Below are 14,992 nucleotides of genomic sequence, written 5' to 3' on the forward strand. Positions count from 1 at the left end.
CGGTCAACCGGCGCGGCCTGGGCATGGTCTTCCAGTCGTACGCGATCTGGCCGCACATGACCGTCTTTCGCAACGTTTCGTTCCCGCTCGATGTGATGCCACGGCGCAACCGCCCCGATCGGTCAACGGTGCGCGAGCAGGTGATGCGGGTGCTCGAGGTGACTGAGCTCGCTTCGCTGGCTGACCGTCCGGCGACCAAGCTCTCCGGCGGGCAGCAGCAGCGGTTGGCTCTCGCCCGGGCACTGGTCACCCGTCCTGACCTGATGCTGCTCGACGAGCCGCTGTCCAACCTGGACGCGAAGCTGCGGGAGAACATGCGCTTCGAGCTCAAGCGGCTGCAGCGCGAGCTCGGCGTCACCTCGGTCTATGTCACCCACGACCAGACCGAGGCGCTGGCGCTGTCGTCGAAGATCGCGGTGATGCGGGACGGCAAGGTCCAGCAGATCGGCCGGCCCCGCGACATCTACGAGCGGCCGGAGTCCCGGTTCGTGGCCGAGTTCATCGGCTCGTCCAACTTCCTGCCCGGTACGGTCACCGCGGCCGGCGCGGGCGAGCTGACCGTGGACACCGGCCCGGGCCCGCTGGTGCTGCGTTCGGCCCTGGCGATCCCGGTCGGCGGCGAGGTCATCGTCTCGATCCGGCCGGAGTCCGTCCGGCTCCGGAGCGCCGACGACGGCGAGCAGGCGGCGGCCGGGGAGTGGACCGGCGAGGTGGTGAGCCGGGCGTTCCAGGGCGACACGATCGACCACGTGGTCCGGGTCGGCGGGACCGAGGTCCGCACCCGCGGCAACCCGGCGGTCTCGGTCGAGCCGGGCCGGACGGTCCTGCTCACCCTGGAACAGGACCGCCTCGCGCTGGTGCCCGTCGACTAGGAGAGCGAGAGGCGGAAGCGCAGGTCTGCCGCAGAGATCCCATAGGTCTCCCGGATCTCGACGCCGTCACCGTCCACGATGAACACCCCGTGGTCGGTGTAGACCCGGCTCACGCAGGCGACCCCGGTCAGCGGGTACGTGCACTTGTCCACCAGCTTGGGCGAACCGTCCCGGGCGAACAGCGGCATCATCACGAACACGGAGCGGGCGCCGATGGCGAGGTCCATCGCGCCGCCGACGGCCGGGATCGCACCGGGCTCGCCGGTGTGCCAGTTGGCCAGGTCGCCGCCCACCGAGACCTGGAACGCGCCGAGCACGCAGACGTCCAGGTGCCCGCCGCGCATCATCGCGAACGAGTCCGCGTGGTGGAAGTACGAGGCGCCGAGCGTCTCGGTGACCGGGAACTTGCCGGCGTTGATCAGGTCCCAGTCGACCTCGTCCTCGGCCGGCGCCGGGCCCATGCCGAGCATGCCGTTCTCGGTGTGCAGGGTGACCCCGCTGCCCAGCTCCAGGTGGTCGGCGACCTTCGTGGGCAGGCCGATGCCGAGGTTCACGTACGAGCCGGTCGGGATGTCGGCCGCGACGAGCGCGGCCAGCTCGTCGCGGTCCAGCGGCCCGCGGTCGGTGTGCTCGCCGGTCATGCCGTCACCACCCGGTCCACGTAGATGCCCGGGGTGACGACCGCCTCCGGGTCCAGCTCGCCCGCGGCCACGACCTCGCCGACCTGGACCACGGTGGTGGTCGCCGCGGCCGCCATCACCGGCCCGAAGTTGCGGGCGGTCTTGCGGTAGACGAGGTTGCCGGCGGTGTCCGCCCGGTACGCCTTGATCAGCGCGAAGTCGCCCCGGATCGGGTACTCCAGCAGGTAGTCGCGGCCGTCGATGGTGCGGTGCTCCTTGCCCTCGGCCAGCGGCGTCCCGACGCCGGTGGGGCAGTAGAACGCGCCGATGCCGGCCCCGGCGGCCCGCAGCCGCTCGGCCAGGTTGCCCTGCGGGACCAGCTCCAGCTCGATCTTCCCGTCCCGGTAGAGGCGGTCGAAGACCCAGGAGTCGGTCTGCCGCGGGAAGGAGCAGACGATCTTGCGGACCTGGCCGGCGGCGAGCAGCGCGGCCAGCCCGGTGTCGCCGTTGCCGGCGTTGTTGTTCACCACGGTCAGGTCGCGGGCGCCGTGCCGGCGCAGCGCGTCGACGAGCTCGATCGGCTGCCCGGCCGGGCCGAACCCTCCGATGAGGACGGTGGCGCCGTCCGGGACGTCCGCGACCGCGGCGTCGGCCTCGTCCAGGATCGCCGCCGTCATTCGGCGTCCGTCCGGTCCGGACCGGACGCGCCGCCCGGCGCGGCCACGATGGCCCCGGTCATGCCGCGTTCTCCAGGACGACGGCCAAGCCCTGGCCGACGCCGATGCAGATGGCCGCGACCCCCCAGCGGTGCCCGTCGGCCGTCATCACCGCGGCCAGGGTGCCGAGGATCCGGCCGCCGGAGGCGCCGAGCGGGTGCCCGATCGCGATCGCGCCGCCGCGGGTGTTGACGATCTCCGGGTCGATCGGCCAGGCGTCCAGGCAGGCCACCGACTGGACCGCGAACGCCTCGTTCAGCTCGACCGCGCCCACATCGGACCAGCCGATGCCGGCCCGGGCCAGCGCCTGGTTCGCGGCCTCGACCGGCGCGTACCCGAAGTACTGCGGCTCCAGCGCGCTGGCGCCCCGGCCGGCGATCCGGGCCAGCGGCGAACGCCCGATCGAGTCGGCCGCCGCGGCCGAGCCCAGCAGCACCGCGGAGGCGCCGTCGTTGAGCGGGGAGGCGTTCCCGGCCGTGATCGTCCCGTCCGGGCGGAACGACGGGCGCAGCGAGGCGAGCCTCTCCAGCGTGGACCCGGGCCGGATGCCCTCGTCCCGCTCCAGCCCGGTGTCCGGCATCGGGGTGACCAGGTCCTTGTAGAAGCCGTCGGTCCAGGCCTTGTCGGCGAGCTGGTGCGAGCGCAGCGCGAAGGCGTCCTGCCGCTCCCGGCTGACGCCGTACTTCTCGCCCAGCCGCTCGCAGGCCTCGCCCAGCGAGACCGTCCAGTCCGGGTTCATGGCCGGGTTGGTCAGCCGCCAGCCCAGCGTGGTCGACACCGCGGCCAGGTTGCCGGTCGGGAACGCCTTGTCCGGCTTCGGCAGCACCCAGGGCGCCCGGGTCATCGACTCGACCCCGCCCGAGACGACCACGTCCGCGTCCCCGGTCTCGATCATGCGGGAGGCGCCCATCGCGGCGTCCAGGCTGGAGCCGCAGAGCCGGTTCACGGTCGAGCCCGGGACCGACAGCGGCAGCCCGGCCAGCAGCACGGCCATCCGGCCGACGTTGCGGTTCTCCTCGCCGGCCCCGTTGGCGTTGCCCAGCGTCACCTCGGCGATCATGGCCGGGTCCAGGCCGGGGGAGCGGGACAGCAGGCTCCGCACCGCGAAGGCGGCCAGGTCGTCCGGCCGGGTCTTCGCCAGCGCCCCGCCGAGCCGGCCGAACGGGGTCCGGACCGCGTCGTAGACGTAGGCCTCGGTCACGGGGTGTCCTCCTCGAAGACGGTCCGGGCGATCCGGAACGCGGTGTTCGCGTCCGGGACCCCGCAGTAGATCGCGGTCTGCAGCAGCACTTCGGTGATCTCCTCCAGGGTCAGCCCGTTGGTCCGCGCGGCCCGCAGGTGCATCGCCAGCTCCTCGTGGTGGCCGCGGGCGACCAGGGCGGTGAGCACGACCATCGAGCGGCTGCGCCGGTCCAGCCCGGGCCGGGTCCAGATCGAGCCCCAGGCGTACTGCTCGATGAAGTCCTGGAAGTCGCGGTCCAGCCCGGTGGTGCGGGCGACGGCCCGGTCCACGTGGGCGTCGCCGAGCACCTCCCGGCGGACCGCGTGACCGGCCGCCTGCACGTCCTCGAGGGTACGGCCGCGCCCGATCAGGTGCCCTGCGACCAGGGCCGCGGTGGCCCGGGGCTGCTCGGCCGGGGCCAGGTGGGCGACCGTGTCCAGGACCGCCAGCCGGCCGTCCCGGACGCCGTCCGCGATCAGCCGCAGGCCGTCCACCGGCGTCCGGGTGTCCTCCGCGCCGGCCACCGCGAGCACCGGCGCCGCGATCTCGCCCAGCCGGTCCCGGACGTCGAAGCCGGCCAGCGCCTCGCAGGCCCAGGCGTAGCTGGCGTCGTCGGCGCCGGCCAGCGCCTCCAGCAGCACGCTCGCGACGGCCGGCTCCCGCTCGGCGAACCCGGGCGCGAACCAGGTCCCGGCGGCCAGCGGGACGACCGCGGCGGTGCCCTCGGCCCGGACCAGCGCGGCCCGGTCCTGCCAGCTCCCGGTCGTGCCGATCTTCGCCCCGGTGCAGAGCAGCGCGGCCGCGGTGACCCGGTCGGGGTGCTCCAGCAGCAGCTGCAGGCCGACCGTGGCACCCATCGAGTCGCCGGCGTAGACGAACGGCCGGGGCCCGGCCAGCGCGAGCACGCCCTCGGCCAGCTCCGCGATCGAGTACCCGTCGGCGGCCGGCGCCGAGGCCCCGTGCCCGGGCAGGTCCCAGGCCAGGATCTCGAAGTCGGCCGCGAGCTGGGCGGCGCAGCGGGCCCAGAGCGTCGCCGCGCTGGTGCCGATGGCCGGGCCCAGCAGCAGCAGCGGCCGGCCCGGGCCGGCCGGACCGAGCGGGGTGCCGGTGAGGACCGGGACCGCGCTCATCGGGCCGTGTCCAGGAAGACCGTCTCGCGCTCGCCCTGCAGGACCACGTCGAAGGCGTACCCGGCCGGCTCAACGGTGGCGATCAGGGTGGCCCGGCGCTCGGCCGGGAGCGCGGACAACAGCGGGTCGGCGGCCAGCGCCGGGTCGATGTCGGGGTGGGCGCCGGGCAGGTAGATCCGGGTCCAGAGCCGGTCCAGCAGGCCGCGGGCGAACACGGTCAGCGCGAAGAACGGCGCCCCGCCGGGTCGGGTGCTGCCGGGCCGCAGCGTGCTGAACGACCACTGCCCGGCGTTGTCGGTCGCCGCCCGGCCCCAGCCGGTGAACGTCCAGCCGTCCCGGTGCAGCGACCCCGGCTGGCGGAGCACCGCGCCGTCGGGGCCGGGCTGCCAGAGCTCCAGCAGCGCGTCCGGGACCGGGTCGCCGGCCCCGTCGAGGACCCGGCCGTGCAGCCGGACTGCGTCCGGGTGGCCCGGCGGCACCAGCCGCGGCCCGTCCCCGTACGGCAGGGAAAGACCGAAGAACGGCCCGACGGTCTGACCCGGGGTCGAGGGCAGTGGTTCGGTCATGACTCCACCCAGGTCCGGCGCGGTCCGGTCAGCACGATGTCCCAGCGGTAGCCCGTCGACCACTCCGGCCGGGTGACCTCGTGGTCGTACGTGGCCAGCAGCCGGTCCCGGACGGCAGTGTCCGGAATGGACTGGAAGATGGGGTCGAGCGCGAGCAGCGGGTCGCCCGGGAAGTACATCTGGGTGATCACCCGCTCGGTGAAGTCGGTCCCGAACAGCGAGAAGTGGATGTGCGCCGGCCGCCAGGCGTTGAGGTGGTTGCGCCACGGATAGGGGCCCGGCTTGACCGTCACGAACCGGTACGTGCCGTCGGCGTCGGTCAGGCAGCGACCGGTGCCGGTGAAGTTGGGGTCCAGCGGGGCCGGGTGCCGGTCCCGGCCGTGCGCGTACCGCCCGGCCGCGTTGGACTGCCAGATCTCGACCAGCTGGCCGGCCACCGGGCGGCCGGCGCCGTCGGTGACCCGGCCGGTGACGATCATCCGCTCGCCCAGCGGCTCGCCCGGGTGCTGGGCGGTCAGGTCGGCCTCGCCCGGGTCCACGTCCTGGGGCCCGAACACCGGCGCGACCAGCTCGACCCCCTCCGGGTCGACCGGCACCGGCGGGTACGCCGGGTGCCGCAGCACGCTGCTTCGATAGGGCCGGTAGTCCAGCAGCGGACCGGCTGCGGCCCTGCCGTCGTACCCGGTCGCGAGGGCCGCGATCTCGGCGCTGATCATGGACTGGGTGTCGCCCGGCGGCGCGGTGTCAACCACCTTGAGCACGTTACGAGCTGGGCGGCTCCCGTGCGACCATCGACAGCCTCGCGACACGCGGCCAGGTGTGCGAGCCCGCCGGCGGGGAACACGGATCGGGGTCACGGTATCCGTTGCATCATGGATGAATGGTATTACTATTCAATAGTTCCCTGTAGTCTTTGACGAAGTCGGTACCCGCCGGGTGGACGGTGGCGAGAGGCGGTCCAGATGCTCAAGCAGGACGTCAACGAACTCCTGACCCGGACCGGCCCGGGCACCGAGATGGGCGACCTGTTCCGGCGTTACTGGATCCCCGCGTTGCTGGCCGAGGAACTGCCCGAGGACGGCTGCCCGCCGGTCCGGGTCAAGCTGCTGTCCGAGCGCATGATCGCAGTCCGCGACAGCGAGGGGCGGTACGGGCTGCTGGACGAGTTCTGCGCGCACCGCGGCGCCTCCCTCTGGTTCGGCAACAACGAGGTCGGCGGCTTGCGCTGCGCGTACCACGGCTGGAAGTACGACGTGACCGGCGCCTGCCTGGAGGTCCCGTCCGAGCCGGAGAACTCGAGCTTCTGCAAGAAGGTGCGGCTGACCGCGTACCCGCTGGTGAAGGTCGGCGAGGTGCTCTGGACCTTCATGGGTGACCCGGCGGACCGGCCGCCGCTGCCGGAGTTCGAGTGGTGCCAGGTCCCGGCCGAGCAGACGTACACGTCCAAGCGCTGGCAGGAGAGCAACTGGCTGCAGGCGCTGGAGGGCGGCATCGACTCCAGCCACGTGTCCTGGCTGCACAACGCCGGTCTGAAGAACGACCCGCTGTTCAAGGGGTCGAAGGGCAACGACTACAACCTCAACGACATGCGGCCGTTCTTCGAGGTCGTGGACGCCGACGGCGGCCTGTTCGTGGGCGTCCGGCGCAACGCCGAGCAGGGGTCGTACTACTGGCGGATCACGCCCTGGGTGATGCCGGCGTTCACGATGGTCCCGCCGCGCGCCGACCACCCGGTGCACGGCCACTTCTGGGTGCCGATCGACGACGAGAACTGCTGGGTCTTCACCTTCGACTACCTGCCGACCCGGGCGCTGACCGAGACCGAGCTGCAGGCGATGAAGGACGGCATGGGCGTACACAACGAGTACGAGCCGGGTACGTACCGGCCGCTGGCCAACAAGGACAACGACTACCTGATGGACCGGGCCGCGCAGCGGCGCGGCGACACCTTCTCCGGGATCAAGGGCATCGCCATCCAGGACGCGTCGTTGCAGGAGAGCATGGGACCGATCGTGGACCGCAGCAAGGAACGGCTGGTCTCCGCGGACAGCGGCATCATCAAGGCCCGGCGCAAGCTGCTCAACGCCGCGCTGGCCCTGCGTGAGGACGGCACGGTGCCGCCGGGCGTCGACCCGGCCCACCACCGGGTCCGCTCGGCCGCGATCGTGCTGCCCCAGGCGCAGTCCTTCCTGGACACGGCCCGAAGCGCCGTCAGCGCCATCCCCGGCGTCCCGCAGACCTCGGTGTGACCCGGTGAGCAACCGCCAGATCCTGGCCAACAGCTGCGCGAGGGCCGCGACCGCGGCCGAGGCGCGCTACCGGATCGACGCCAAGCCGCAGCCGCCCCGGTCCACCAGCGTGGTCGCCCTCGACGACGGCGCGATGGCGATGGTCCGCGACCTGGCCGGCCAGGACTGGAACGCGGCCCGCTTCCTCGGCTGCGCCGACGGCCCCAGCGGCGACTTCGCCGACATCGAGCTGCGCACTGTGGACGGTCAGCCGGTCCGGCTGTCGGACGAGCTGGCCGAGGCCGACTTCGTCATGATGATCGCGACCGAGGGCCGCGGCGCGGCCGCCGCCTCCACCATCGGCAACGCCTGCACGCTGCGCGGCATCATGACCGCCGGCCTGATCCTGGACGCCAACGGCGAGTCGGGTCCGGCGCTGGCGGCGCTGCGCCCCAACGCGCGGGTCCTGCTGGTCACCGACGACCGGCGGGACGCGACCGAGCTGCTGGCGGCGGTCGGGGCATGAGCAGGGTCACGCTCGCGGACCTGGCCCGGATGAAGCGCGAGGGCACCAAGATCGTCGGGGTGGTGGCCTGGGACTACCAGATCGCCCGGATCGTGGACCGCGTCGGCGTCGAGATCGTCTCCGTCGGCGACACCGTCGGGATGAACCTCTGGGGCCACACCAACCCGTTCGAGGTGACGCTGGAGCAGATGATCACCGTCTGCCAGGCCGTCCGGCGGGGCGTGGACCGCGCGCTGGTCAGCGGCGACTTCCCGTACGGGCCCCTGCAGGAGGGGCCGGCCGAGGCGGTGAAGGCGGCGATCCGGCTGGTCAAGGAGGCCGGCGTCGACCTGGTCAAGCTCGACGGGGCGGCCGACCAGCTGGAGGCCGTCCGGGCCGTGGACCGGGCCGGGATCCCGGTCTTCGCCCAGCTCGGTGTGACCCCGCAGAGCGCGCTGCGGCTCGGCCTGGACTACGCCGCGATGGCCCGGCCCGGGGCCCAGGTGCCGCCGGAGATGGCCGAGAGGCTGGTCGCCGAGGCCAAGGCGCTGGAGCAGGCCGGCGCGGCCCTGCTGGACTTCACCAACTCCGGTCCGGTGGTCGGGGCCGAGGTGGCCCGCTCGGTCTCCATCCCGGTGCTGGGCGGCTTCGGCGGCGGTCCCTGGCTGGACGGCCGGGTCCGGATGGCGCACGCCGCGATCGGGTACGCCGCCGCCGGCCTCGACAACCCCCCGGACACGTACGCGGACGTCGCCCGGACCACCTTCGACGCGATCGGGGCGTACGCGGCCGACGTGCGGGCGGCGACCCAGATCCGCGGCGGCATCCCGGTGCCGGATTGATGCCGGTCGCCACCGTCGACGGCATCGCGACCCGGTACGAGGTCTCCGGGGACGGTCCGCCGCTGCTGATGTTCTCGCCCGGTGGCTTCGACTCGACGCTGGAGAACTGGACCCGGCACGGCATCTACCCGCGCATCGAGCTGACGGCCCGGCTGCGGGAGCACTTCACCTGCATCGCGTTCGACCGGCGCGAGTCCGGTCGCTCCGGCGGCCGGCTGGAGCGGATCCGGTGGTCGCACTGGGTCGCGCAGGGGGTCGGCCTGCTCGACCACCTCGGCATCGAGCGGGCCCACCTCATCGGCGCCTGCGTGGGCTGTTCGACCGCGGCGGCGTTCGCGGTCGCGCACCCGTCGCGCACCCGTGGGGTGGTGCTCTACTCGCCGGCCGGCGGCCCGCGCTACCGGCTGATGCAGCTGTCCCGCTTCGCCGCGCACGCCGCGTACGTGGCCTCGGCGGGCCTCCCCGCGGTCGTCGAGCTGGCGCGGTCGGGCCCGGCCCAGTTCGCGAGCGATCCGCGGGTGGGGCCGTGGGTGACCGTGCTGCGGACCGACGACGAGTTCGCTGCGGAGTTCGCCGCCGTCGACCCCGACCGGTACACGCGGATGGTGACCGCGATGGGGCGGCTGCTGTTCGACCGGGACACGGTCTGCGGGGTCGAGCCCGAGGACCTGATGGCACTGTCCACTCCGGCGCTGATCGTGCCCGGGCAGGACGCCTCGCACGCGCCCTCGGCCGCCCGGTACCTGCAGGAGTGCCTGCCCGGCGCCGAGTACTGGGACGTGCCGGTGGCCGACCAGACCGCCGGGAACGCGCCCGCGCGGGTGATCGAGTTCCTGCTACAGCAGTGACTCGCCGCGCTCCAGCGCCGCGATCATGTCGATCCGGCGCTGGTGCACCCCACCCCGGAAGACGGTCCGCAGCCAGATGCCGACGTACTCGTCGGCCTGCTCCGGCGTGATCACCTTCGCGCCCAGCACGAGCACGTTCGAGGCGTTGTTGGCCCGGGAGATCTCGGTGGTGAACGCGTCCGCGGCCAGCCCGGCCCGGATGCCGCGGATCTTGTTGCAGGCGACCACCTCGCCGGCGCCGCTGCCGCCGACGACCAGCCCGCGGTCGGCCGGCCCCTCGGTCACCTGCCGGCAGACGTCCTCGCACAGCGGCGGGTAGTCCACGACCTCGTCGCCGTGCGTGCCGCGGTCGTCGAGCTCGTGGCCCTCGGCGGTGAGCCGCTCGATCAGCCGGGCCTTGATCGCGAGGCCGTTGTGGTCGGCGGCGATGGCGATCCGCATCAGCCCACCAGCTCCCGGGTGCCGGGCGCGAACATCGCGTCCAGGTCGGGCGGCTGGGCCAGGATGTGCTGGTCGACCGCGGCCCGGGCCAGCTCCTCCAGGACGGCCCGGTTGGGCTCCAGCCCGTACGGGAGCGGGTCGGCGCCGGTGATCTCGCGGACCCGGCGGTGCATCCGGTCGACCGCGGTCGGCTCGGGCAGCGTGTCCAGCGCCTCGACGTACCGGCGCTTGGACTCGGCGAACGCCTCGAACAGGTCCGCGGCCAGGTCGTCGTGCGCGGCCAGCAGGTCGTCGCGGACCACGACGAGGTGGTTGACCGGGTAGTGGCCGCGGGCGGCCAGCGCCGCGTACCCGGCCTCCGCGGCGTCCGGGATCAGCGGCGCCAGCTCGGGCTTGTCCGCCTCGACGCCGACCGCGGCGGCCAGTTCGCCGTCGGCGACCGCGGCGGGCAGGTCCAGGCCGGGCGCGGGCCGGACGTTCGGCGGCGGGACGTACGCCTCGACGTGCTCGTCGCCGGACGGCACCCAGGTGACCGCGTCCAGGTCCAGGCCGTGCTCGGCCCGCAGGATCTCCCGGGCCCAGACGCCGGTCGTCACCGTGTAGCCGCGGTTGACACCGACCCGGCGCCCCGTCAGGTCCTTCGGGCGCAGGTCTTCCCGATCGGCCGGACGAACGATCGCGCCGTGGTGGAAGCCGCGGACCAGGAACACCGGGACCGCGGTGAACGCGACCCCGTGCGCCTTGGCGGTGAGGTACGTCGTGACCGCCATCTCGCAGACGTCGAACTCGAGCGTGCGGACCATCCGGCGGAAGGCCTGGACGAGGACCGGCACCTCCTCGAAGTCCAGGACGTACCCGCGCGGGGTCACCTCGCCGGCCTTGAGCGCCCGGTTGTTGCCCTGGGTCCGGGACACCGCCCGGAGGTGCAGCTGGTCCATCGGCCCTGTCCTCCAGTCGCTCGTCGTGGTAAAGATAGCAAACTGTATGACCATTCGAGCCGAGGAGACAGGTCGATGGCCGAGCAGGTGCTGGCGGCGGTACGGACCGGGCCGGGGACCACGTCGTACCGGGAGTACCCGATGCCGGCGGTGGGCGACGACGGCGCCCTGCTCCAGGTCGAGGTGGCCGGCATCTGCGGCACCGACGTCAAGATGTACGCCCACCCGCCCTTCGCCGCGCCGGTGATCATGGGTCACGAGAACGTCGGCATCATCTCGCGGGCCGGTAAGGACTTCCAGCGCCGGCAGAACGTGCGCGAGGGCGACCGGGTCTTCGTCGAGCACTACGTCGGCTGCATGCACTGCCACTGGTGCCACGCGGGGGAGTACCGGCACTGCGAGAACACCGACTGGCGCACCAACCCCGACGCCCGCCGCTACGGCTACACCAGCGCGGACAACGAGCACCACCTCTGGGGCGGCTTCGCCCAGTACCTTTACCTGCCCTGGAACGCCGTGCTGCACAAGGTGCCGGAGAGCGTCACCGCGGAGCTGGCCGGCGTCGCCACGCCGCTGTCCAACGGCATCGAGTGGGCGCTGGTCGACGGTGGCGTCGGCTACGACTCCACCGTCCTGATCGAGGGCCCGGGCCAGCAGGGGCTGGCCCAGACCGTCGCCTGCAAGCAGGCCGGCGCCTCGCTCATCATCGTCACCGGCACCTCCCGGGACGCGGCCCGGCTCGAGCTGGCCAAGGCGCTCGGTGCCGACCACACCATCGACGTACAGGCCGAGGATCCGCTGGAGCGGATTCGCGAGATCACCGGCGGCGTCGGCGTGGACGTGGTGCTCGACTGTACGGCCGGCGCCGGCACCGCCCCGGTCCTGCTCGGTATCGACGCGCTCAAGCGCCGCGCCGGCACGATCGTCATCCAGGGCGAGATGGCCACGTTCCCCGACTTCCCGGTCAAGAAGGTCACCGAGAAGGCGATCACGATCAAGAGCGCCCGCGGCCACAGCTACCGCTCCTGCGAGCTGGCCGTGGCCCAGCTCGCCTCCGGCCGGTTCCCGCTGGAACGGCTGGCCACCCACTCCTTCGGGCTGTCCGAAGTGGACCGGGCCATCCGGGCCGTGGGCGGGGAGGAGACTGACGGGGTCGTGCACGTGTCCCTGCTGCCCGCGCTGGAAGGCTGAGCCGATGCCGATCGTGGTCCGCAACCCGCCCCGTACCGACCCGCTCGTCGCGGCCGCGTTCACCCGCTTCGGGGTGGCCACCGTGCACGAGGCCCAGGCCCGCACGGGCCTGCTCGACCCGCGGCTGCGGCCGATCCACCCGGGCTCCCGGGTGGCCGGCACCGCGGTGACCGTGAGCGTGCCGCCCGGCGACAACTGGATGATCCATGTCGCGGTCGAGCAGTGCCGCCGTGGGGACGTGCTCGTGGTCGCGCCGACCTCGCACTCGCAGGCCGGCTACATCGGCGAGCTGCTGGCCACCGCCCTGCGGGCGCACGGCGCGCTCGGCATCGTCATCGACGCCGGCTGCCGGGACGTGGCCGAGCTGACCCGGATGGGTTTCCCGGTCTGGGCCGCCTGCGTCTCCGCGCACGGGACGGTGAAGGAGACGCTCGGCGACGTCAACGTGCCGATCGTCTGTGCCGGGCAGCTGGTCACCCCGGGCGACGTGGTCGTGGCCGACGACGACGGCGTGGTGGTCGTGCCGCGGGCGAGCGCGCCCGGCGTGCTGGAGGCGTCCCGGGACCGGGACGAGCGGGAGGCGCTGTCCCGCAAGCGGTACGAGGACGGCGAGCTCAGCCTCGACCTCTCGAACATGCGCCCGAGGCTGGCCGACAAAGGGCTGGTGTACGTCGACGCCTCGGAGGAGACGTCGTGATCATCGACGCCCACGGGCACTACACGACCGTCCCGACCGGACACAAGGACTACCGGGGCGCCCAGCTGGCCTGGCTGGCCGACCCGTCCGGGTCGCCGCCGGTGGAGCCCGGGATCGGCGACGACGAGATCCGCGACAGCATCGAGAACAACCAGCTGAAGGCCCTGCGGGAGCGCGGCGAGGACTTCATGATCTTCTCGCCGCAGGCCTCGGCGATGGAGCACCACGTGCCCGACCCGGCGGTCGCGGTCGCCTGGGCCCGCTCCTGCAACGACCTCATCGGCCGGGTCACGTCGCTGTTCCCGTCGAATTTCGCCGGGGTCTGCCAGCTGCCGCAGACGCCGGGCGGCTCGCTCGACGACTCGATCGCGGAGCTGCGCCGGTGCGTCGGTGAGCTCGGCTTCGTCGGCTGCAACGTCAGCCCGGACCCCTCCGGCGGGCACTGGACCTCGCCGCCGATGACCGACCCGTACTGGTTCCCGCTGTACGAGGCGATGGTCGAGCTGGACGTGCCCGGGATGGTGCACGTCTCCTCGTCCTGCAACCCGAGCTTCCACGCGCTCGGCGCGCACTACCTCAACGCGGACACGTCGGTGTTCATGCAGCTGATCGAGGGCGACCTGTTCGGCCGGTTCCCGCAACTGCGGCTGGTCATCCCGCACGGCGGCGGCGCGGTGCCGTACCACTGGGGTCGCTACCGCGGGCTGGCCGACCGGCTCGGGCAGCCCCACCTACGCGACCACGTCATGCACAACGTCTTCTTCGACACCTGCGTCTACCACCAGGCCGGCGTCGACCTGCTGGTGAACGTCATCGACGCGGACAACATCCTGTTCGCCTCGGAGATGATCGGCGCCGTCCGGGGGATCGACCCCGAGACCGGCTTTCACTGGGACGACACCAAGCGGTACGTCGACGCGGCGCCGCTGTCCGAAGTGGACCGAACCAAGATCTACGAAGGCAACGCGCTGCGGGTGTACCCGAGGTTGGCGGCCCGCCTGATTTCAGGAGCGACATGACCACGTCGGAGTGGATGGACGAGAAGCTGGCCGCGCGCTGGACCGCGGCCGACTCACTCAAGGAGATGCTCGTCGTGCCGCGGCGGATGTCGGCGACGATCGTGGCCGCCGACCGGCCGGAAACCGCGCTCGTGGTCGACGTCGGCAGCGGGCCGGGGGACTACCTGGCCACCCTGCTCGACGCGTTCCCGTCGGCCCGGGGCGTGTGGACGGACGTCTCGCCGGCGATGGAGGACATCGCCCGCCCGGAGCTGGCCCGCTACGGCGACCGGATCGACTACCGCCTGGTCGGCATCGAGGACCTCTCGCCGCTGCCGGCCGGCGCGGACGTCATCACGACCTCGCGGGCCAGCCACCACTTCGACGCGGCCACGCTGGCGCGGTTCTACACGGAGGCGGCCGCGCACCTGGCCCCCGGCGGCTGGCTGGTCAACCTCGACCACGTGCTGTCGCCCGGGGCCTGGAACCGGCGGCTGCGGGACGCCCGCAAGGCGCTGATCCCGCCGAAGAAGGAGGGCACCGGGCACAGCCATGACAAGCCGCTGCCGACCGAGGCGGAGCACCTGTCCGGACTGGCGGCGGCCGGGTTCACCGACGTCGCGATGCCGTGGCGCTCCTTCTACACGTGCCTGTTCATGGCCCGCAAGAACGGCTGAAGCTATTCCGGTCGGCCCTCGGCCGGGCCGCCGGCCTAGTCGGGGTCGGCGGCGCGGGCGAGGCGCTTGGCGGTGCGGCTGAGGTGCCGGTGCATGATCTCCGTCGCCTTCGCCGCGTCCCGCTCGGCGATCGCCTCGACGAAGTCGCGGTGCTCGTACGTCCCGCGCTGGCCCATCAGCGGCGCGGCCGTGGCCGCCTCCCGCAGTGACATGAGCAACGGTCCGTGGAACGAGTGCATCAGCATCTCGATGGCAGCGTTGTGGGTGCAGCTGGCGACCCGGTTGTGGAACTCGGCCGACCTGGCCATCGTGTAGTCGCCCCGCCGCAGCGCCGCGATGTGCTCCTTGGTCAGCTGCCGGAGGTCCTCGATGTCGTCCTCGGTGGCCCGCTCCACGATCATCGGGATGATCCCGAGCTCGAACACCAGCCGGGCCTCGGTCACCTCGACCGCGGTCACCGGGGCCAGGTTGATGAGGTCGGCCAGACCCGCGCCGAGCCGT

At 72.9% G+C, this 14,992-nt stretch carries 18 protein-coding genes; 9 read left to right on the forward strand and 9 right to left on the reverse strand.

Going from position 1 to position 14,992, the window contains the following annotated elements; genetic code table 11:
* Window positions 1-872, forward strand: an 872-nt coding sequence (locus VGP36_05970; protein HEV7654269.1) for an ABC transporter ATP-binding protein, incomplete at its 5' end; no start/stop codon positions are given.
* Here the strand turns inward: VGP36_05970 and VGP36_05975 are convergent.
* The 6 genes from VGP36_05975 to pcaH are packed head-to-tail and all read right to left on the reverse strand — an operon-like array spanning window position 869 to window position 5,842.
* Complete coding sequence (locus tag VGP36_05975) at window positions 869-1,513, reverse strand: 3-oxoacid CoA-transferase subunit B (GenBank protein ID HEV7654270.1); 645 nt, start codon at window positions 1,511-1,513, stop codon at window positions 869-871. The genes VGP36_05970 and VGP36_05975 overlap by 4 nt on opposite strands.
* The gene (locus tag VGP36_05980) at window positions 1,510-2,169 is read right to left on the reverse strand and encodes a 3-oxoacid CoA-transferase subunit A (protein ID HEV7654271.1); all 660 of its coding nucleotides are present in this window, start codon (window positions 2,167-2,169) and stop codon (window positions 1,510-1,512) included. The genes VGP36_05975 and VGP36_05980 overlap by 4 nt, the downstream gene beginning before the upstream one ends.
* Window positions 2,170-2,227: 58 nt before the next feature.
* A complete protein-coding gene (locus tag VGP36_05985; GenBank protein HEV7654272.1) occupies window positions 2,228-3,409 on the reverse strand; it encodes a thiolase family protein in 1,182 nt (393 codons plus the stop codon).
* Entirely contained in the window at window positions 3,406-4,560 is a 1,155-nt protein-coding gene (pcaC, locus tag VGP36_05990; protein HEV7654273.1) for a 4-carboxymuconolactone decarboxylase, read from the reverse strand. Before pcaC ends, VGP36_05985 begins: the two co-directional genes overlap by 4 nt.
* On the reverse strand, window positions 4,557-5,126 hold the full coding sequence (gene pcaG / locus VGP36_05995; GenBank protein HEV7654274.1) for a protocatechuate 3,4-dioxygenase subunit alpha: 570 nt from the start codon (window positions 5,124-5,126) through the stop codon (window positions 4,557-4,559). The genes pcaC and pcaG overlap by 4 nt, the downstream gene beginning before the upstream one ends.
* Entirely contained in the window at window positions 5,123-5,842 is a 720-nt protein-coding gene (pcaH, locus tag VGP36_06000; protein HEV7654275.1) for a protocatechuate 3,4-dioxygenase subunit beta, read from the reverse strand. Before pcaH ends, pcaG begins: the two co-directional genes overlap by 4 nt.
* A 246-nt stretch (window positions 5,843-6,088) precedes the next feature.
* Between pcaH and VGP36_06005 the strand changes: the two genes are divergently transcribed.
* The 4 genes from VGP36_06005 to VGP36_06020 are packed head-to-tail and all read left to right on the forward strand — an operon-like array spanning window position 6,089 to window position 9,549.
* The gene (locus tag VGP36_06005) at window positions 6,089-7,375 is read left to right on the forward strand and encodes a Rieske 2Fe-2S domain-containing protein (GenBank protein HEV7654276.1); all 1,287 of its coding nucleotides are present in this window, start codon (window positions 6,089-6,091) and stop codon (window positions 7,373-7,375) included.
* 4 nt (window positions 7,376-7,379) lie between these two features.
* A complete protein-coding gene (locus VGP36_06010) occupies window positions 7,380-7,880 on the forward strand; it encodes a 3-methyl-2-oxobutanoate hydroxymethyltransferase (protein ID HEV7654277.1) in 501 nt (166 codons plus the stop codon).
* Entirely contained in the window at window positions 7,877-8,701 is an 825-nt protein-coding gene (locus VGP36_06015) for a 3-methyl-2-oxobutanoate hydroxymethyltransferase (GenBank protein ID HEV7654278.1), read from the forward strand. The genes VGP36_06010 and VGP36_06015 overlap by 4 nt, the downstream gene beginning before the upstream one ends.
* Window positions 8,701-9,549: an alpha/beta hydrolase gene (locus tag VGP36_06020; protein HEV7654279.1), complete on the forward strand. Its 849-nt coding sequence runs from the start codon at window positions 8,701-8,703 to the stop codon at window positions 9,547-9,549. Before VGP36_06015 ends, VGP36_06020 begins: the two co-directional genes overlap by 1 nt.
* On the opposite strand, the gene VGP36_06025 is transcribed toward VGP36_06020, so the two are convergent.
* Both VGP36_06025 and VGP36_06030 read right to left on the reverse strand, forming a co-directional pair.
* Window positions 9,538-9,990 carry an RpiB/LacA/LacB family sugar-phosphate isomerase gene (locus VGP36_06025; GenBank protein ID HEV7654280.1) on the reverse strand — a complete coding sequence of 151 codons (453 nt, stop codon included), beginning with the start codon at window positions 9,988-9,990 and terminating at the stop codon, window positions 9,538-9,540. The genes VGP36_06020 and VGP36_06025 overlap by 12 nt on opposite strands.
* Window positions 9,990-10,928: an ABC transporter substrate-binding protein gene (locus VGP36_06030; GenBank protein ID HEV7654281.1), complete on the reverse strand. Its 939-nt coding sequence runs from the start codon at window positions 10,926-10,928 to the stop codon at window positions 9,990-9,992. Before VGP36_06030 ends, VGP36_06025 begins: the two co-directional genes overlap by 1 nt.
* Window positions 10,929-11,003: 75 nt before the next feature.
* Here VGP36_06030 and VGP36_06035 point away from each other — a divergent pair, with 75 nt between their 5' ends.
* From VGP36_06035 to VGP36_06050, 4 genes are read left to right on the forward strand one after another with little or no spacing between them, the layout of a single operon-like run.
* On the forward strand, window positions 11,004-12,119 hold the full coding sequence (locus tag VGP36_06035) for a zinc-binding dehydrogenase (GenBank protein HEV7654282.1): 1,116 nt from the start codon (window positions 11,004-11,006) through the stop codon (window positions 12,117-12,119).
* A gap of 4 nt (window positions 12,120-12,123) precedes the next feature.
* The gene (locus VGP36_06040; protein ID HEV7654283.1) at window positions 12,124-12,816 is read left to right on the forward strand and encodes a 4-carboxy-4-hydroxy-2-oxoadipate aldolase/oxaloacetate decarboxylase; all 693 of its coding nucleotides are present in this window, start codon (window positions 12,124-12,126) and stop codon (window positions 12,814-12,816) included.
* A complete protein-coding gene (locus VGP36_06045; protein HEV7654284.1) occupies window positions 12,813-13,835 on the forward strand; it encodes an amidohydrolase family protein in 1,023 nt (340 codons plus the stop codon). Before VGP36_06040 ends, VGP36_06045 begins: the two co-directional genes overlap by 4 nt.
* Complete coding sequence (locus VGP36_06050) at window positions 13,832-14,491, forward strand: class I SAM-dependent methyltransferase (protein ID HEV7654285.1); 660 nt, start codon at window positions 13,832-13,834, stop codon at window positions 14,489-14,491. The genes VGP36_06045 and VGP36_06050 overlap by 4 nt, the downstream gene beginning before the upstream one ends.
* A 35-nt stretch (window positions 14,492-14,526) precedes the next feature.
* On the opposite strand, the gene VGP36_06055 is transcribed toward VGP36_06050, so the two are convergent.
* Window positions 14,527-14,992: FCD domain-containing protein (locus tag VGP36_06055; protein HEV7654286.1), on the reverse strand; the 466-nt coding region annotated here is incomplete at its 5' end.

It is taken from the genome of Mycobacteriales bacterium, from assembly GCA_035995165.1.
Classification (GTDB): Bacteria; Actinomycetota; Actinomycetes; order Mycobacteriales; family CADCTP01; genus CADCTP01.